Raw genomic sequence first — 18,526 nt, forward strand, 5'->3', positions numbered from 1 at the left:
GTATTCTTATTAAGAATAACAAAGGGGGCAATTCATTATGAAATTAATGGACGCAAATGAAATTATTGCATTTATTGCAAATAGCACGAAAAAAACACCTGTAAAGGTTTATGTAAAAGGTCAATTAGACAAGCTTACTATTTCTGAATCAGTACAATCATTTATTTCTCAAAACTCTGGAGTTTTATTTGGTGAATGGGATGATGTTAAAGTAATCCTTGAAGAGCAAAAAGAATACATAGAAGATTATGTAGTAGAATCAGATCGTCGCAATTCTGCAATTCCACTTTTAGATGCTAAAGGTATTAAAGCTCGCATCGAGCCAGGTGCATTTATTCGTGATCAAGTTACAATTGGTGACAATGCTGTAATTATGATGGGTGCGGTTATTAATATCGGTGCCGTAATTGGTGAAGGTACAATGATCGATATGAACGCAGTACTTGGAGGACGTGCTACAACAGGTAAAAACTGTCACGTTGGTGCTGGTGCTGTTTTAGCTGGTGTAATCGAGCCACCATCAGCAAACCCAGTTATTCTTGAAGACAATGTATTAATTGGTGCTAATGCAGTCGTATTAGAAGGTATTAGAGTAGGTGAAGGCGCAGTAGTAGCTGCAGGTGCAATTGTTACTGAAGACGTTGCCCCTTATACTGTCGTTGCAGGAGTTCCTGCAAGAAAAATCAAAGATATCGATGATAAAACAATTTCAAAAACTGAAATCATTCAGGCTTTAAGACAACTAAATCAATAATAATTAGAAGTAAGCGTAGAATTTATTTTTCTACGCTTACTTTATAGACATCATACTAAAATATGAATTCAGACTGATGACAAGAATTTGACTTTCTAAAGGGTAATGTCTGATAAGGAATAGCGTTACCTATAAAGGTAATGAGCACTTCGAAAGACACGAAAAAACGAAGAAGTCGTGCGTATGGTAGGCAGTCTGAAGCGTAGAAATATATCTACGCTTTTTTTGGAGGAGTAAAGATGGATTCATTTATTAAAATAAGAAGGGATTTACATTTAATCCCCGAACTTGGATTTCAAGAATTCAAAACACAAGCATATTTACTTGATTATTTATCAAGTTTAGATCAAGAAAGAATGATCATTGATACATGGAGAACAGGTATTTTCGTTCGAGTAAAAGGGTTAAAATCTACTAGAATGATTGGTTACCGTACAGACATTGATGGATTACCAATGAAAGAAAACACAGGATTAGCATTTTCATCGATTCATGAAGGAAAAATGCATGCCTGTGGTCATGATGTACATATGAGTATTGCTCTTGGTGTTCTTACTAATCTTGTTAATGAGCCAATAAATGACGACGTCGTATTTATTTTTCAACCTGCTGAAGAAGGTCCGGGTGGAGCGGAACCTTTGCTTAAAAGTGAAGAATTTAAATCATTTAAACCAGATGTAATCTATGGTTTACATATAGCGCCCGAGTATCCTGTAGGTACCATTGCAACGAAACCTGGTATGTTATTTGCTCATACATCAGAGCTTTTTATTGATTTTCATGGCTTAAGCGGTCATGCAGCTTTCCCGCATTTAACGAATGATATGATCGTCGCATCAAGTCATTTTATCACTCAAGTTCAATCGATTGTCTCAAGAAACGTAAATCCATTAGACAGTGCTGTCATTACGATTGGTAAAATAACCGGTGGAACAGTTCAAAACGTTATTGCAGACCATGTTCGAATAGAAGGTACGATGCGAGCGTTAAGTGAAGAAGCGATGCTAAAATTAAAAAATAGAATTGAAAGTCTTGTGAATGGATTTCAAGAGAGTTTTCAGTGTAAAATAGAAGTAGATTTTGGAAGTAATTACTATGGAGTAATAAACGATGAATCGTTGACGAATGAATTTTTCAATTTTGCGAAACAATATGACGGTATAAATGCAGTCCGTTGCGATGTTGCCATGACGGGTGAAGATTTTGGTTATATGACAAAAGAAATTCCAGGCCTAATGTTTTGGATTGGCGTAAATTCGGAATTCGGACTCCATAATCAAAAATTAAACCCAGATGAAAATGTGATTCCATTAATGATCCGATTCATATCCGATTTTCTAAAAGGAAATTGATGAAAATGATTTTCAGTTAATAATAATTATAAATTAATATTGACTTTAAATAAGTAGTTTACTATAATATCACTTGTATGATAAATAGTTACATAAATATTGGAGGTAAAAACTTATGGCAGAACGTTTAGTAGGTAAACAAGCACCACGCTTTGAAATGGAAGCAGTTTTAGCAAATAAAGAATTTGGTAAAGTAAGCTTAGAAGAAAACATGAAAAACGATAAATGGACAGTATTATACTTCTATCCAATGGACTTCACTTTTGTATGTCCAACTGAAATCGTAGCAATCTCTGATCGTTACGACGAGTTTGAAGATCTTGATGCAGAAGTTATTGGTGTTTCAACTGATACAATTCACACTCACTTAGCATGGATCAACACTGATCGTAAAGATAATGGCTTAGGTCAATTAAAATATGCATTAGCTGCAGATACTAACCATGCTATTTCTCGTGACTATGGCGTATTAATTGAAGAAGAAGGTATTGCATTACGTGGATTATTCATCATCAGCCCAGAAGGTGAATTAATGTACCAAGTAGTACACCACAACAACATCGGTCGTGAAGTTGATGAAGTTTTACGTGTACTTCAAGCTTTACAAACTGGTGGACTTTGCCCAGCTAACTGGAAACCAGGTCAAGCAACTCTATAATTACTAGTCAATTAAGAATGAATGTCAAAGGTCTAACTTATGTTAGGCCTTTTTAAACACAATAACGAAAAGTGGAAGGCGTTTGTTCAGACCAGACAAGCATAAGGCAAGGACCGAGAAAAGTGGGTTTTTACTTTTATCGGTCATTGACTTATGACCTCGAGGGTCTAACGCCTGGAACTAGACAAAACGAAAAGTAAAACAAGCTCACCTTAGAGCTAATGAAACAAGTAGGAGGACTATAAAATGAGACTTCGCTCACCAATGCCTGAATTAGATGGTGCAACAACAGTATTAAATGGAGAAATTCAAAAAGAAAACCTAATCGGTGACAAACCAACATTAATTCATTTTTGGTCTATTAGTTGCCATTTATGTAAAGTAGCAATGCCAAACATAAATGCTTTTAGAGATGAATATAAAGATCGATTAAATGTAGTAAGTGTTCATATGCCAAGATCTGAAGATGATTTAGATATTGATAAAATTAAAGAAGTTGCAAAAGAACACGGAATTACACAAACAATATTAGTTGATAACCAACATAAAATTACAGATGCTTTTGAAAATAAATATGTACCGTCATATTACGTGTTTGATAAAACAGGTGTGTTACGCCACTTCCAAGCTGGAGAAGGCGGAATGCCAATGTTAGAAAAGCGTGTTAATCGAGTACTAGACGAAGCGGCGAAAGTAGAATAATTTTTAGTATTCATACAACACTTAAGAGACTTTTTTTAAAGTCTCTTTTTGTATTACTGTCATTTTATCCTGTAACTAGTAGAAAATGTATTTTATAGGTATAATTAAAGAAAACTAATCTTTAGTTTAAGGGATTATTCTGTAGGAGGAAAAAAGTTTGGAGATTCAAACAATCGCAATCTTTATATTATGGTTGTTTTTATATGCCTACATGATTATTGCTTCAATTGATTTTGGTGCAGGTTTTTATGCGTTCTATGCGATTACAACGAAAGAAGAACCGAAATTAATTGGTTTAATAAATCGACATCTTTCATCTATTTGGGAGTTGGCTACATTATTTTTCATTTTTTTCTTTGTAGGTGTAGTTGGTATATTCCCAAGGGTAGCTTATTATTATGGTGTTCCACTATTAGTTCCAGGTAGTGTAGCAATGATTTTTTTAGCAATTAGAGGATCGTTTTATACTTTTCAGCAATACGGAGGAAATAAGAGAAAGTTCTTTTTAATTTTGTATGGTGCAACTAGTTTATTAATACCGGTTACATTATCTACTGTTTTAACAATTTCAGAAGGTGGATTTATTATCGAGAATGGAACAGATATACGATTTTATCCTTTTAAATTAATTACGAATACTTATTCTTTATCCGTTATGTTATTAGCTGTCTGTTCAGTCCTATTTATAAGTGCAATGTTTTTAATCTATTCTGCAAAACTAATTAATGATTCAGAGTCGGAAATTAAATTAAGAAAGTATGTACTTGTATGGTCATTGCCAACTATTATTTCGAGTATCATCGTATTTTTATCAATGAAATTACATAATAATGTTCATTTTAATCGAATGCATAATGTATGGGTATTTTTTCTTATATCTTTGATTTGTTTTTGTGTAGCAATTTATTTTGTGATGAAAAGAAAAAGATATGGATTAGCATTTATATTAGTCTTATTGCAATATTTCTTTGCATTTTTTGGATATGGAATTAGTCATCTTCCATTTATCTTATATCCTTATCTAAGAATTGAAACAAGTTTTGCTAAGAGTAGTTTAGCGACCATACTAATTATTCTATTTGTTGTATTTTTTATCTTATTTACTGTATATTTTATATTTTTAGTTCTTAATAAACCTTTTTTTATGAAAGTGTTTTTAAAAAGTAGCGAAAAGAACGACTTTCAAGATTAATAAAAAGATAAGAACGTATAAAAAGGGCGATTTCAAAAGTATTTTGACTTTTGAAATCGCCCTTTAACTTGTGCTTATGATTAAACTTCCATAATAATAGGGAGAATCATTGGCTTACGTTTTGTTTTTTCGTATAAGAAAGGTGATAAAGTATCAGTAATTTCATTTTTAATCTCTGACCATTGAGAAGTTTTACGTTCCATGATCTTATTTAAATGAGTAGAAATCATTGCTTGTGCTTCATTTATTAAATCGCCACTTTCTCTCATATAAACGAATCCACGTGAAATGATATCTGGTCCTGCTGAAATTTTGAATTCCTTCATATCGATACTTACGACTACGATTACAAGACCTTCCTCAGATAAAATTCTACGGTCTCTTAATACGATATTACCAATATCACCGATACCGCTTCCATCAATATAAACATTACCAGAAGGTACTTTTCCTGCAACCATAGCCTCATCTGCACGAAGAGCTAGAACCTCACCATTATCCATGATAAAGCAGTTTTCCTCAGGAACTCCACAATCCATAGCTAGCTTTGCATGCATGCGCTGCATTCTATATTCACCGTGAATCGGCATGAAATATTTAGGTTTCATCAGTCTAAGCATTAATTTTTGCTCTTCTTGACCACCATGACCACTAGTATGAATGTCATTTAATGAGCCGTGAATTACTTCAGCACCAGCACGGTATAGTAAGTTGATTGTGCGATTTACACTCATTGTATTACCTGGAATTGGTGAAGAAGAAAATACGACAGTATCTCCAGGAATAATTTGAATTTGACGATGTGTACCATTTGCTATACGTGATAAAGCAGCCATTGGCTCACCTTGACTACCTGTACATAAAATGACTAATTGATTAGCCGGAATTCGATTAATTTGAGATGCATCAATAAATGTATCTTTAGGACATTTAATATAACCTAGGTCATGTCCAATCTCAATATTTGCTTCCATACTTCTACCAAAAACAGCAATTTTACGCCCAGTTGCAATAGCAGATTCAACTACTTGCTGAAGGCGATGGATGTTTGAAGCGAATGTTGCAAAGATGATTCGACCGTCTACTTTACGGAAGATTTCATTAATTGTGTCTCCAACTTTTCTTTCAGACATAGTAAAATGTGATACTTCACTATTTGTACTGTCAGAAAGTAAACATAAAACCCCTTCTTTACCAATCTCAGCCATTTTTGTTAAATTAGCTGTTTCTCCAACTGGTGTAAAGTCGAATTTAAAGTCTCCTGTATGAACGACTTGTCCTTGTGGAGTTTTTACAACAATTCCGTAACAATCTGGAATACTGTGAGTAGTGCGGTAAAAAGTAACGCTAGTTTTTCTAAATTTAATGATGTCGTCTTCTTTAATTTCAATTAATTTAGCTTTTCTTAAAAGACCGTGCTCTTCTAATTTATTTTTAATTAGGCCAAGAGCAAGTTTACCACCATAAATTGGAATATTTAATTCTCTTAATAAGTATGGAATACCACCAATGTGGTCTTCATGTCCGTGAGTGATAAATAAACCTTTAATTTTTTCCTCATTTCGAACTAAGTAGGAATAATCAGGTATAACATAGTCTATCCCTAGTAGCTCATCTTCAGGGAACTTGATTCCGGCATCTATTAATATAATTTCATCTTGATATTGTACTGCGTATGTATTTTTACCAATTTCCCCTAAGCCACCTAGTGCGAATACGGCAGCTTGATCATTTTTAAGAAATTTCATAAATTTACGCTAGCTCCAAAATTTTAAAGCTTTCACTTTGTTTTTCAAATTCAAGATGAGCACCGGTTAAAGCTTGAACAAGCTCAATATTATAATTGAAAGGTAATAATTTCGCACGAACTTCTCTTTCACTATCTGCTTCTACATAAACTGTTTTAGTTTTTTCTCTTACAGGTACCTCTAATGGTAATTCCTGATAGTATACTTTAAAAATCATTTAAATCTCTCCTTGTCAAATCACTATCTTCTCAATATTATAAGTGATTTTCTATATATTTTCATTCTTTTTATTGAAGATTACCTAAAATACGGTCATTTTAAAAAAAATATTGAAATTATCGAGATATATTTCTTCTTTTTCAAAAATTGTTTTAGCCGTTTTTTTAATTTTTTTCGAAGTTTACGTAACATTAGTTTTACCTCCTAGACATGAAATTAAACTTATCTGTAAAGAACACGGACTTAGTATATTTATGTTTAGTATTGATCGAAAAAACATTTTCATTCAATATAATCCAAAAAGCAGTTAAAATAGAGGGTATCTTAAAATTAAGGGGAGAAGAATGTGAAGAAGTTATATGCAGCTTTGTTTTTATTAAGTATTATTTGGAGTACATCTTTTTTATTCATTAAACTCCTTTTAAACGATATAACCCCAGAAGCAATTGTATTTTATCGTTGTTTCTTTGGTGCGATCACTTTATTAATTATTATGTTAATAAAAAGGGTAAAGATCGATTATAAAAATTTACCGAAAATGAGTTTGATTATTGTCATCTCATTATTTAATCATGCAATACCGTGGCTTTTCCTGTCTTTAAGTGAGACTCATTTGCAAAGTAATGAAGCGGCAGTATTAAATGCATTTACACCTATTGCAACACTAATTATTGGATATTTTTTCTTTTCTCAAAAAATTTATAAGAAACAATGGATCGGACTCATGCTAGGAATCATTGGCCTGATGATTATGATGAATCTTAATCCATCAACAATTTTCTCCAATAATATAATTTATTCAATGTTAATGTTAGTTGTTACTTTTTGTTATGGGCTTGGTTCACATTTAACTAAGAAGTATTTACAAAATATTGATGTAATGATTATTTCCTTTTTAACCTTAGGTATTTCTGGTGTTTTCGGTTTTTTTTACATGGTCGCTTCAGGAAATGGCACGTTAAAACCATTTGTTAATTTTGAAGTTTTTAGTGGTGTTTTTGGACTAGGTGTAATATGTTCGGGGTTGGCATATTTATTATTTTATTATATGGTTAAAGAGGGAAGTGCAGAATTTGCAACAATGGTTACTTATATAGTACCTGTATTTGCATCTATTTGGGGATTTTTCTTTTTAAACGAACCATTAACGTTCAAATTGATTTCAGGACTGTTAATTGTACTTCTTGGCGTATTTATTACAAATAGTAAACAGAAGTCAAAATTGAATAACTCAAAAGCAAATGCAGCATCTTAGCGAGGAGAGAATAATATGACTAAACCAATCGTTTTTTTTGATATAGATGGAACGATTTTAAATCATGATAAAGTAATTCCGGAAAGTACAAAGAATGCAATTTCGGAACTTCAAAATAAAGATATACATGTTGCGATTGCAACTGGTCGTGCCCCGTTCATGTTTAAAGACATTCGCGAAGAGTTAAATATAAATAGTTTTATAAGTTTAAATGGACAATATGCTGAATTTGAAGGTGAGGCTATTCACAAACATGCCCTACATCCAGAACAACTTCACCAATTCACTCAAAAAGCTAAGGAACTAGATATTCCGCTTATTTATTTAAATAACGAGACAATGAAAGCGTCAATTGATTCACATCCTCACATAAAAGAAGCGATGTCATCGATTAAAATGCAGCACCCTGAGGTTCAACATGATTTTTATCAAAACCGTGAAATTTACCAAGTATTACTGTTTTGTGAAGAGCATTTAGAGCCGAATTTAACAGAAGGATTTAATGATTTTAATTTTATTCGCTGGCATGAGTATTCGTCAGATGTCTTACCAGTTGGTGGTTCTAAAGCGAATGGAATACTTCAAATGGTAAATCATCTTGGATTTGATATGCAAAATGTAATCGCATTTGGTGATGGATTAAATGATTTAGAAATGATCGAAAAAGTTGGAACGGGTATCGCCATGGGTAATGCTGTTGATCCACTTAAAAAAATAGCTAATCATATTACAACAAATGTTGATGAAGATGGCATTTTAAACGGTTTAAAATGGGCCGGACTTCTTTAAGTCTTTAGAAAAAGTCTTTAGAAAAAAATTAAAATCAGACACGGATATGCAAGCTTTTGTTAGCAGTCTAAAAAGAGCGATTGGTTTTCCAATCGCTCTTTTTTTAATTCCTCTCTAAAGGTGAAGCTCCTTCTGGAGGAGAAAAAGGATTTGTTTTATTAATACGATCATAAAACATTACGCCATTTAGATGGTCAATTTCATGCTGGAAGCAAATTGCTGGTAAACCTTTCAGACGGAGCTTTACTTCTCCTAATTTTGTGTCAAAGCCAGTGACTGTTATTCGTGCATAACGTGGAACGTATCCAGGAACATCACGATCAACAGATAAGCAACCTTCACCACCTGATAAATAAATTTGCTCAACAGAATGACTGACAATTTTAGGGTTTAACAAAGCATAACTAAATAAATTACCCTGTAAGTCAGTAACATGAACACCAATGGCTCTTTTTAGAATTCCAATTTGAGGTGCAGCTAATCCGATACCTGATCGAAGACCGTATTCAGCAGATATTTCTGGATCTTGACTATTTATTACATACTCTAATAATGAATTAGCTAAATTAATATCCTCAGCTGAAGGGGGTAAGCTTACTTCATTCGAGATTTGTCTTAATCTAGGATCACCTTCTCGAATTATATCTTTCATTGTAATCAAATGATTTTCACTCCTGACTAATTATTTTATAAATATAAGTATGTACTATTCACTAGTATTATTAATTTAGTCTAACAAATCTTTATAAAATTGTCAGTCTAAAGTAATAGTTGAAAAAGGAGCGATAAATTATCGCTCCTTAAAGTTTGTGGTTATACATTAATAATAGAGGTTTACTTGTGTGAATTATAAAACGAAAGCTGCACCAACGATAATTAATAAAATGAATAGAACAACGATTAATGCGAAACCGCCATAACCGCATCCGCATCCATAACCAGGGTATCCACCTTTTCCGTATCCGTAACCGTACATATAATAACCTCCCTTTAAACTGTTTCCGCATATAGCGGATACTACAAATTATGAAAAACTACATAAAGTGTGTGGGTATGTGACCAGTTTATTTTTTAGGACGTATAAAAAGTGTGAAAAGATGCAACATGGAAATAATAATGAAAAAAATTGGGTGAAATTATGTATAAAAAATTCTATTCTTTATTTCTTATAATAAGCATTCTTTTAATCTTTTGTACGGGATGTACTTCTCAAGCAAAACAAAAGAATTTAGTAATAAATCAACTAGGTGAAATTGCAAAAATGGAACAGAAATTTCAAAAAGCTGGAGAACGTATTCAAAAACTGGAAGTAAAGGAATTGGAGTATTATGAAAAAATTTATTTATATAAAATCAGTGAAGTAAATAAAAGACAAGAATCGGCCAAACAAGCAATCAATTTATTAAACGAACGAAAAGAGCGAGTTAAAGAAGAATCAAAATTAATTCACGATATAGACATAAAAATTAAAGAACTTCAAACAATAAATATTGAAACGAAGGATGAACAGTTTCGAAATGAAGTTAATAACTTTATAAAAACATGGAGAGAAAGAACAGAGTTATACGATAAATTGAATATAAAATATAAAGATGCAATGGAAACGGATCTTTCAATTTATAACTTATTATCGCAGAAAAAAGTTGATTTAAAAGATGTAAAGAGTGAGACAAAGGATACAAATCACATTTATAAAGATGTCATTAAATACAATGATCAATTAAATCTTTATACTCAAAAATTAAATATTTTACAAAAAGATATATATGAAAAATATGGTAAATAACAAATTGGAACTAGAATTAGTAAATAAAAATCGTTGTAGTACAGTTTGAAATTTATCATAAAAAAAATCCATTATTAGCTATTTAGGTATAATTTAAAAGAGTTTCTGTTATTGTATAACAGATTGCTGTTTCAAAGGTAGTACAGGGTGAAAAAATTGTGACAATTTTTTTGAAAAATCATGAATAAAATAATACAACAAAATATTTGACGAGTTTATGAACGTGTTATAAACTGTACTAGTGTTCAATGTTGTACTAGTGTAATACACGAATAGTATAAGTACAGATTTTAATTATAAGTTCGTGTTACTTGTAATTACTCTTAAGAAAATACACATGATGGATAAAAAAATAAATCCTCCATAATTAAAGAAGGGTGTGGGTTTTAGTGGCAACTACTACGAAGAAAGTAGCTGGAAAGGAAACAACAGAAATGAAGAATACACAAACTGTTTCTGAATTAATGGATCAAATGCTTCAATTTGGTGATTCAGTTGGAACTCTTCAAATTTTAAATGAAGAGGGCGAAATCGTTAATGAAGCAGCGATGCCTGATTTATCAGATGAGCAATTAAAAGAATTAATGAAACGTATGGTATGGACTCGAGTACTTGATCAACGTTCAATTTCATTAAACAGACAAGGTCGTTTAGGTTTCTATGCTCCTACAGCAGGACAAGAAGCTTCTCAATTAGCAAGTCAATTTGCTCTTGAAAAAGAAGACTTTATCTTACCTGGTTACCGTGATGTACCTCAAATGATCTGGCACGGTTTACCATTATATAAAGCATTTTTATGGTCACGTGGACATTTAGTAGGAAGCCAAATTCCTGAAGATGTAAATGCAATCTTCCCACAAATTATTATTGGTGCTCAAATTGTTCAAGCTGCAGGTGTTGCACTTGGTATGAAGTTGAAAGGCCAAAAATCTGTTGCCATTACATATACAGGTGACGGTGGATCTTCTCAAGGTGATTTCTATGAAGGTATGAACTTTGCTGGTGCTTATAATGCTCCTGCGATTTTCGTTGTTCAAAATAACAGATACGCAATCTCAACTCCAGTTTCTAAGCAATCAAAAGCTAGAACAATTGCTCAAAAAGCAATTGCTGTAGGTATTGCTGGTATTCAAGTTGATGGAATGGATCCATTAGCAGTTTATGCAGCTACATCAGAAGCTCGTAAACGTGCAGTTAACGGCGAAGGTCCAACATTAATTGAAACATTAACATTCCGTTATGGACCACATACAATGGCTGGTGATGACCCAACTCGTTACCGTACAAAAGATACAGAAAATGAGTGGGAAGCAAAAGATCCAATCGTTCGTTTCCGCAAGTTCTTAGAGAAAAAAGGTCTTTGGACTGAAGAAGAAGAAAATGCAATTATCGAAGAAGCAAAAGAAGCAATTAAAGATGCGATCAAACTTGCTGACCAAGAGCCAAAACAAAAAGTTACTGATTTAATGGCTAATATGTTCGAAACAATGACAAGTAATATAGAAGAGCAATATGCAATTTACAAAGAGAAGGAGTCGAAGTAAGTCATGGCGCAAATGACAATGATTCAAGCTATCACAGATGCATTACGCGTTGAAATGAAAAACGATCCAACTGTAGTAGTATTCGGGGAAGACGTTGGAGTAAACGGTGGTGTATTCCGTGCAACTGAAGGTTTACAAGCAGAATTCGGTGAAGCGCGTGTATTCGATACACCACTTGCTGAATCAGGTATCGGTGGATTAGCAATCGGTCTTGGAATTCAAGGCTTCCGTCCAGTACCAGAAATCCAATTCTTCGGATTCTTATTCGAAATTATGGACTCAATCGCTGGTCAAGCGGCTCGTATGCGTTACCGTACAAGTGGTCGTTTTACTTCTCCAATTACTTTCCGTTCACCTTTTGGTGGTGGTGTTCATACACCAGAAATGCACGCGGATAGTTTAGAAGGATTAATGGCTCAAACTCCTGGTTTAAAAGTAGTTATTCCATCAACTCCTAAAGATGCTAAAGGTCTTTTAATTTCATCTATTCGTGATAATGATCCTGTTATCTATTTAGAGCACATGAAATTATACCGTTCATTCCGTGAAGATGTACCTGAAGGTGAGTACACAATCGAATTAGGAAAAGCAGACGTTAAACGTGAAGGTAAAGATGTATCTGTATTTGCATACGGTGCAATGGTTCACGCTGCATTAAAAGCTGCTGAAGAGTTAGAAAAAGAAGGCGTATCAGTAGAAGTTGTTGACTTACGTACTGTTCACCCATTAGATATCGAAGCAATCGTTGCGTCTGTTGAAAAAACTGGACGTGCAGTAGTTGTACAAGAAGCACAAAAACAAGCTGGTATTGCTGCAAATGTAGTTGCTGAAATCAATGATCGTTGTATCCTTTCATTAGAAGCACCAGTTGTTCGTATTACTGCAGCTGATACTGTTTACCCATTCTCAGAAGCGGAAACAGTTTGGTTACCTAACCATAAAGATGTAGTAGAAGGTATTCAAAAAGTTTTAAACTTCTAATTTAGTTTATAACAAAAAATAGTGAAAGGTATTTGATGAATTCATCAATACCTTTCTTACATTATAGATAAAATATTATAAAAAATTAACTTAACTTTGTTCGGAGGTAGAAATCTGTGTCAAACTCAGTGGCAAGTCTATTTGAATTTAGATTACCAGATATCGGTGAAGGAATTCACGAAGGTGAAATTGTAAAATGGTTTATTAAAGCAGGCGACGAAGTAAATGAAGATGATATCATTTGTGAAGTTCAAAACGATAAATCAGTAGTAGAAATTCCATCACCTGTAAAAGGGAAAGTATTAGAAGTATTAGTTGCAGAAGGTACAGTTGCAGTTGTTGGTGACGTATTAGTACGTTTAGATGCACCTGGTTATGAAAACATTAGCTTCAAAGGACAACATGCTGAAGAAGCTCCAACTACTACTCCAGTTCCAGAAGCTGCTGAAGCAGTTCAAGCAAAAGTACAAGAATCTTATGAGCAAAGTGAACCAAAAACAGATGCTGCACCATTATCACCTGTTGCTGCAATTGAACCAAAAGCTCATGTAATTGCAATGCCATCTGTACGTAAATACGCTCGTGAGAAAAACGTGGATTTACGTATTGTACCAGGTTCAGGTAAAAATGGCCGTGTAACAAAACAAGACGTAGATGCATTCTTATTAGGTGGAGGAGTGGCACCAGCTGCTGCATCACAAACAGAAGTGGCTGTAGAAGTTGTTACAGAAGCGAAAAACGAAGCGCAAGAAGCTCCAAAAGCAACGCCAATTCCAGAAGGTGCATATCCTGAAACTCGTGAAAAAATGAGTGGAATTCGTAAAGCAATCGCTAAAGCGATGGTTAACTCTAAACATACTGCTCCTCACGTAACATTAATGGATGAAGTAGATGTAACAAAACTAGTTGCTAGCCGTAAAAAATATAAAGAAGTTGCAGCTGCACAAGGTATTAAATTAACGTTCTTACCTTATGTTGTTAAAGCATTAACTTCTGCATTACGTAAATTCCCAGCTTTAAATACATCAATCGATGATGCTACAAGCGAGATCATTCATAAACATTACTATAACATTGGTATCGCTGCAGATACTGATAAAGGTTTATTAGTACCAGTTGTTAAAGATGCAGATCGTAAAGCTATTTTCTCAATTTCTGCTGAAATTAATGAATTAGCTACTAAAGCTCGTGATGGTAAATTAGCTCCTGCAGAAATGAAAGGTGCTACATGCACAATCACAAATATCGGTTCAGCTGGTGGACAATGGTTTACTCCAGTAATTAACCACCCTGAAGTTGCTATTTTAGGTATTGGTCGTATTGCTGAAAAACCAGTAGTATTAAACGGAGAAATCGTTGTTGCTCCAGTATTAGCGTTATCATTAAGCTTTGACCACCGTATTATCGATGGTGCAACTGCTCAAAACGCATTAAACCATATTAAACGATTATTAAATGATCCAGAATTATTATTAATGGAGGCGTAAGATAAATGGTAGTAGGAGATTTCGCAATTGAACTAGATACGGTCGTTATCGGTGCCGGTCCTGGTGGTTATGTTGCTGCAATTCGTGCAGCACAACTTGGACAAAAAGTTGCTGTTATTGAAAAAGGTAATCTTGGTGGGGTATGTTTAAACGTAGGTTGTATTCCTTCAAAGGCGTTAATTACAGCTGGTCACCGTTATGAAACAGCTAAGCATTCTGAAGACATCGGGATTACAGCAGAAAATGTAAAAGTTGATTTTACAAAAGTTCAAGCTTGGAAAAGCAGTGTAGTTAACAAATTAACTGGCGGTGTAGCTGGTTTATTAAAAGGAAACAAAGTTGAAGTTATTAAAGGTGAAGCTTACTTTAATGATGCTAACACTCTTCGTGTTATTACTGAAGAATCAGCTCAAACTTATACTTTTAATAATGCAATTATCGCAACAGGTTCAACTCCAATCGAAATCCCTGGTTTCAAATGGAGCAACCGTGTAATTGATTCAACTGGTGCATTAAACTTACCAGAAATTCCAAAAAAATTAGTTGTTATTGGTGGCGGCTATATTGGTATGGAATTAGGTACAGCTTATGCTAACTTTGGTACACACGTAACAATTCTTGAAGCTGGTGACGAAATCTTAAATGGTTTTGAAAAATCAATGAGTTCAATTGTTAAACGTGGATTAAAGAAAAAAGGTAATGTAGATATCGTAACAAAAGCGTTCGGTAAAGGCGTTGAAGAAACTGCAGATGGTGTGACAGTTAAATTCGAAGCTAATGGCGAAATGAAAGAAATCGAAGCTGATTACGTACTAGTAACAGTTGGACGTTTCCCGAACTCTCGTGATATGGGCTTAGAAAATGTCGGCGTTGAAATTAACGAACGTGGTGTTATTACTACTGATAAACAAGCTCGTACAACAATTAAAAATATTTACGCAATTGGTGATGTAATTGCTGGACCTCCATTAGCTCACAAAGCTTCTTATGAAGGTAAAGTAGCTGCTGAGGCAATCAGTGGTATGTCAAGCCAAATCGAATACTTAGCAATTCCTGCTGTAGTATTTACTGATCCAGAATTAGCAACTGTTGGTTATACTAAAAAACAAGCAGATGAAGAAGGATTAGCTGTTAATGTAGCAAAATTCCCATTCGGTGGAAATGGTCGCGCATTATCTCTAAATTCAACTGATGGATTTGTTCAATTAGTTTCACGTAAAGAAGATGGAGTACTAGTTGGTGCTCAAGTTGCAGGTGTAAATGCATCAGATATTATTTCTGAGCTTGGTCTTGCAATTGAAGCTTGCATGAGCGTTGAGGATATTGCTCAAACAATTCATGCTCACCCAACATTAGGTGAAATCTCAATGGAAGCTGCTGAATTAGCGATGGGTCATCCAATCCACGTTTTAAAATAATTTCTTAAAAACCTCCTATTTAATAGGAGGTTTTTTACTGTTCATATTCATTTGAAACACTACATTCAATGCTTAAAGTAGTTTAATTAAACTAGAATCATAAAACCCTTTTCGTAGGGTATTTCACGAAGAATACGACTGCTGTGCAACCTCCTAACAAATAGGAGGTTTTTTGCATGATTAAGGCATGTCTCGCATAACGTTTAAAAAACAAGCTTTCTAGTATTATTTGATGATTGAATGGTGGGAGTCTTTATGCGAAAACAATTAGTTGTATTAGCAATACATCAACTATTTTGGCTAGGTTTTTCATTTGTTTTATACTTGTCGAAAAGGGATCAAATATATTCTAAAGTCATCTTGTTTCTAGTATTCTTTTACCAGCTTTATTTAATTGCCAAATATGTTGGAAACACAAGAAAAGCAAGTATTATGATTACTTGCTTTTATGCTTCGATATTTTTCTTTTGTCAAGCGATCGTAAATTTATTTTAACTTAGCGCTTGTAAAAATACATGATTCGCTTGTTAAATAATTCAAGCTTTGCTTCAATTTTTTGAGCTAAATATCTACAGAGCTCATTTGCTTTTCCTTTATCACCATAAGTTGAGTTTGGTAATAGTGTTATCACGATCTGTTTATCATCTTTAATTGAAATAACAAAATGTTTATAACGAGAATCATTGCTCTGTAAATAAAGTGCATCTTGGTCATCTAATTTTTTATTTGAAATAGTGTAAGGAAAGGAAACCCTTTCATAATTCCAGTCAACTTGTTGACCGATCTTAGTTGAAGATTGGATGTAATCATTTATTAAATTATTTATTAAATCTAAATTTGCTTCTTGGTATTTTGATTTATCCACTAATTGAATGGTAGCTTGTTGAACCATTTTTAAATTTTCCCCCTAAGATGTTTTAATGATAAACATCACTTTTAATCTTTTTTTATCATAACATTATTTCAAATTTTTAGACAAGTATTCGGTATGAATTTAATAGTTTCTTCATATGTATTAACTTACAATACTAAACTGGAGGAGTGGGTGAAATAATGTTTGAGAAATTATATGATGATCATGAAAATGTAAGAGTCCGATTTGTTGGCTTCGTTACGAACGATACAAGATACGATATTGGTATTGTATATACGAACATGTTCTTTGGAAAGCCACTCGTCATCTGTATGCAATCTAGACAATGCATTGTATTAGATCGACAAGATGTATCGTTTCCAAATCAGTTGAAATTTTTATGTAAACTAAAAACAGAGGAAGAGGCAATGGAGCTCGCAGAATATTTAATCGACTGGTTACCATCACCAAGTATAGAAGAGAGCTATGAATAAAAAATAAATGTGTTATACTAATTGAAATGCGTTCACCGAATAAAACCCCTTGAATAATCTAGTATAAGAATATTTAAGTTATACTTATTTACCACTTGCGTAAATAAGTATAACACATTATAATGAAGTTAGTTAATTGATACAACATTATGAAAGGGGTTACAAAGATGGGAACATTCGTATGTAAATGTTGTGAAAAAACAGTAGGTCATTTCGAGGATGAGAAAGTAACAACTCTTTACGTTAAAAACTGTGAAGATTGTGAAGAACCGGCTGATAAAGAAGCTTGCTAATTATAAAAATTAATTTTACAGTCTAAAAGAATTTATAGACATTTATAAATGCCACAAGGGAGCTTTTTCCCTTGTGGTTTTTTATGTATTTCTCCTGAGAACAAGAACGTTTAAAAAAACACATAAAAAAGGGAGACTCAAATTTCGAATCACCCATTTTTCACTTTATGCAATTTGAGTTTGATCTCCAATTCTTGCAGTTATAACTTCGGATGAAGCTTCTCTTGTTGTAACTGGAATTAACTTTGAAGTATCCTTTAAATATTGAGCCATTTCGTTCGGGTCAATTCTCGTATTTAAATTTGTTAAAAAGGCAGAAACCATCGCAAAAGGAAATCTATGCATATTTAAATGGAAAATAATCTCTTGTAATGTACGTATTCCGATACCGTGACCATAATAATAATTACTTCCCATCGATACAGTATTTTCTCCTTGCCATTCTGGCGTCATTGGATTAACTTCAGGATTTTTAATATAAACAACATCACCAGGAGCTGGACGATCTACTTCGGCCGTTAAAATGGCTAATTTTGGATTGTAATTCCAAGCATATAAGTATATTTCATTATCAAATAGTTGATCAAAAATTTCATAGCCGTAAAGATCTAGCAGGGCTTTATAAAAAATCATTATGATTGCAGTTGCACATTCTGTTGCGTAAAATTGACCGTTGCGAAAAATATCATAAATTCCCATAGAAGCTCTTATGCCTGGCCTAAGTCTGAACCCTCCCATTGGTGTGCGAATCCAGAACATAGGATTACAATATGCCTTTCTAAAGACCCTAAATTGCATGCCACTTGTTAATAAATCTTTGGAAGCTTGAAGTACATAAGTTCTAAGTGTCAAATCAAAAGATAATTCACGATCCGATTTATAAATATGAGATTTTTTACTGTTTGTTAAACTAGACAATATTTCTTGATAAAGTTTATTTTTTGAATCTCCGCTATTTTTTAATGAAGCATGAACAATTTTATTATTCACGACTATCAATT

Annotated in this window: 21 protein-coding genes; 15 read left to right on the top strand and 6 right to left on the bottom strand. The window is 33.4% G+C overall.

Features of this window, described 5'->3' with window-relative positions:
* The first annotated feature begins 37 nt into the window (after window positions 1–37).
* The 5 genes from dapD to ACSBO6_RS06450 all read left to right on the top strand — a co-directional run bounded on the left by dapD (window position 38) and on the right by ACSBO6_RS06450 (window position 4,658).
* Window positions 38–754: a 2,3,4,5-tetrahydropyridine-2,6-dicarboxylate N-acetyltransferase gene (dapD, locus tag ACSBO6_RS06430; protein ID WP_098846967.1), complete on the top strand. Its 717-nt coding sequence runs from the start codon at window positions 38–40 to the stop codon at window positions 752–754.
* Between the two features lie 239 nt (window positions 755–993).
* Window positions 994–2,106: an N-acetyldiaminopimelate deacetylase gene (locus tag ACSBO6_RS06435; RefSeq protein WP_498844388.1), complete on the top strand. Its 1,113-nt coding sequence runs from the start codon at window positions 994–996 to the stop codon at window positions 2,104–2,106.
* Between the two features lie 115 nt (window positions 2,107–2,221).
* Window positions 2,222–2,764 (top strand): peroxiredoxin, encoded by a 543-nt coding sequence (locus ACSBO6_RS06440; protein ID WP_098846969.1) that lies wholly within the window; start codon window positions 2,222–2,224, stop codon window positions 2,762–2,764.
* 246 nt (window positions 2,765–3,010) lie between these two features.
* Entirely contained in the window at window positions 3,011–3,466 is a 456-nt protein-coding gene (locus ACSBO6_RS06445; protein WP_098846970.1) for a TlpA family protein disulfide reductase, read from the top strand.
* A gap of 157 nt (window positions 3,467–3,623) precedes the next feature.
* Window positions 3,624–4,658, top strand: a complete 1,035-nt coding sequence (locus tag ACSBO6_RS06450; RefSeq protein ID WP_098846971.1) for a cytochrome d ubiquinol oxidase subunit II — start codon at window positions 3,624–3,626, stop codon at window positions 4,656–4,658.
* An 80-nt stretch (window positions 4,659–4,738) separates the two neighbouring features.
* On the opposite strand, the gene rnjA is transcribed toward ACSBO6_RS06450, so the two are convergent.
* Complete coding sequence (rnjA, locus tag ACSBO6_RS06455) at window positions 4,739–6,406, bottom strand: ribonuclease J1 (protein ID WP_069035536.1); 1,668 nt, start codon at window positions 6,404–6,406, stop codon at window positions 4,739–4,741.
* A gap of 4 nt (window positions 6,407–6,410) precedes the next feature.
* Window positions 6,411–6,623: a DNA-dependent RNA polymerase subunit epsilon gene (locus ACSBO6_RS06460; RefSeq protein ID WP_056468578.1), complete on the bottom strand. Its 213-nt coding sequence runs from the start codon at window positions 6,621–6,623 to the stop codon at window positions 6,411–6,413.
* 348 nt (window positions 6,624–6,971) lie between these two features.
* On the opposite strand from ACSBO6_RS06460, the gene ACSBO6_RS06465 reads away from it, so the two are divergent.
* On the top strand, window positions 6,972–7,880 hold the full coding sequence (locus tag ACSBO6_RS06465; RefSeq protein WP_098846972.1) for a DMT family transporter: 909 nt from the start codon (window positions 6,972–6,974) through the stop codon (window positions 7,878–7,880).
* 15 nt (window positions 7,881–7,895) lie between these two features.
* Complete coding sequence (locus tag ACSBO6_RS06470) at window positions 7,896–8,669, top strand: Cof-type HAD-IIB family hydrolase (RefSeq protein WP_498844389.1); 774 nt, start codon at window positions 7,896–7,898, stop codon at window positions 8,667–8,669.
* A 103-nt stretch (window positions 8,670–8,772) separates the two neighbouring features.
* Here the strand turns inward: ACSBO6_RS06470 and def are convergent, their stop codons facing one another.
* A complete protein-coding gene (gene def, locus ACSBO6_RS06475) occupies window positions 8,773–9,330 on the bottom strand; it encodes a peptide deformylase (protein WP_098846974.1) in 558 nt (185 codons plus the stop codon).
* 186 nt (window positions 9,331–9,516) lie between these two features.
* Window positions 9,517–9,645 carry a YjcZ family sporulation protein gene (locus ACSBO6_RS06480; protein ID WP_098846975.1) on the bottom strand — a complete coding sequence of 43 codons (129 nt, stop codon included), beginning with the start codon at window positions 9,643–9,645 and terminating at the stop codon, window positions 9,517–9,519.
* A gap of 162 nt (window positions 9,646–9,807) precedes the next feature.
* On the opposite strand from ACSBO6_RS06480, the gene ACSBO6_RS06485 reads away from it, so the two are divergent.
* The 6 genes from ACSBO6_RS06485 to ACSBO6_RS06510 all read left to right on the top strand — a co-directional run bounded on the left by ACSBO6_RS06485 (window position 9,808) and on the right by ACSBO6_RS06510 (window position 16,380).
* Window positions 9,808–10,455, top strand: coding sequence for a YkyA family protein (locus tag ACSBO6_RS06485; protein WP_098846976.1), 648 nt, complete (start codon window positions 9,808–9,810; stop codon window positions 10,453–10,455).
* Window positions 10,456–10,919: 464 nt separating this feature from the next.
* A complete protein-coding gene (pdhA, locus tag ACSBO6_RS06490) occupies window positions 10,920–11,999 on the top strand; it encodes a pyruvate dehydrogenase (acetyl-transferring) E1 component subunit alpha (RefSeq protein WP_286138387.1) in 1,080 nt (359 codons plus the stop codon).
* Window positions 12,000–12,002: 3 nt separating this feature from the next.
* Window positions 12,003–12,980, top strand: coding sequence for an alpha-ketoacid dehydrogenase subunit beta (locus tag ACSBO6_RS06495; protein WP_098846977.1), 978 nt, complete (start codon window positions 12,003–12,005; stop codon window positions 12,978–12,980).
* A gap of 128 nt (window positions 12,981–13,108) precedes the next feature.
* Window positions 13,109–14,467, top strand: a complete 1,359-nt coding sequence (locus ACSBO6_RS06500) for a dihydrolipoamide acetyltransferase family protein (RefSeq protein WP_498844657.1) — start codon at window positions 13,109–13,111, stop codon at window positions 14,465–14,467.
* Window positions 14,468–14,472: 5 nt separating this feature from the next.
* Window positions 14,473–15,885 carry a dihydrolipoyl dehydrogenase gene (lpdA, locus tag ACSBO6_RS06505; protein ID WP_098846978.1) on the top strand — a complete coding sequence of 471 codons (1,413 nt, stop codon included), beginning with the start codon at window positions 14,473–14,475 and terminating at the stop codon, window positions 15,883–15,885.
* A gap of 255 nt (window positions 15,886–16,140) precedes the next feature.
* Window positions 16,141–16,380, top strand: a complete 240-nt coding sequence (locus ACSBO6_RS06510; protein ID WP_098846979.1) for a hypothetical protein — start codon at window positions 16,141–16,143, stop codon at window positions 16,378–16,380.
* 1 nt (window position 16,381) lies between these two features.
* On the opposite strand, the gene ACSBO6_RS06515 is transcribed toward ACSBO6_RS06510, so the two are convergent.
* Window positions 16,382–16,777 carry a DUF1885 family protein gene (locus ACSBO6_RS06515; RefSeq protein WP_098846980.1) on the bottom strand — a complete coding sequence of 132 codons (396 nt, stop codon included), beginning with the start codon at window positions 16,775–16,777 and terminating at the stop codon, window positions 16,382–16,384.
* 161 nt (window positions 16,778–16,938) lie between these two features.
* Here ACSBO6_RS06515 and ACSBO6_RS06520 point away from each other — a divergent pair, with 161 nt between their 5' ends.
* Together ACSBO6_RS06520 and ACSBO6_RS06525 are read left to right on the top strand one after the other, a co-directional pair.
* Entirely contained in the window at window positions 16,939–17,232 is a 294-nt protein-coding gene (locus tag ACSBO6_RS06520) for a DUF3055 domain-containing protein (protein ID WP_098846981.1), read from the top strand.
* A gap of 167 nt (window positions 17,233–17,399) precedes the next feature.
* On the top strand, window positions 17,400–17,525 hold the full coding sequence (locus tag ACSBO6_RS06525; RefSeq protein ID WP_098846982.1) for a GapA-binding peptide SR1P: 126 nt from the start codon (window positions 17,400–17,402) through the stop codon (window positions 17,523–17,525).
* Between the two features lie 165 nt (window positions 17,526–17,690).
* On the opposite strand, the gene ACSBO6_RS06530 is transcribed toward ACSBO6_RS06525, so the two are convergent.
* Entirely contained in the window at window positions 17,691–18,515 is an 825-nt protein-coding gene (locus ACSBO6_RS06530; RefSeq protein WP_286138388.1) for a protein-glutamine gamma-glutamyltransferase, read from the bottom strand.
* Between the last annotated feature and the right edge of the window lie 11 nt (window positions 18,516–18,526).

This window comes from Bacillus sp. AL-1R (assembly GCF_052180195.1).
Classification (GTDB): domain Bacteria; phylum Bacillota; class Bacilli; order Bacillales; family Bacillaceae_G; genus Gottfriedia.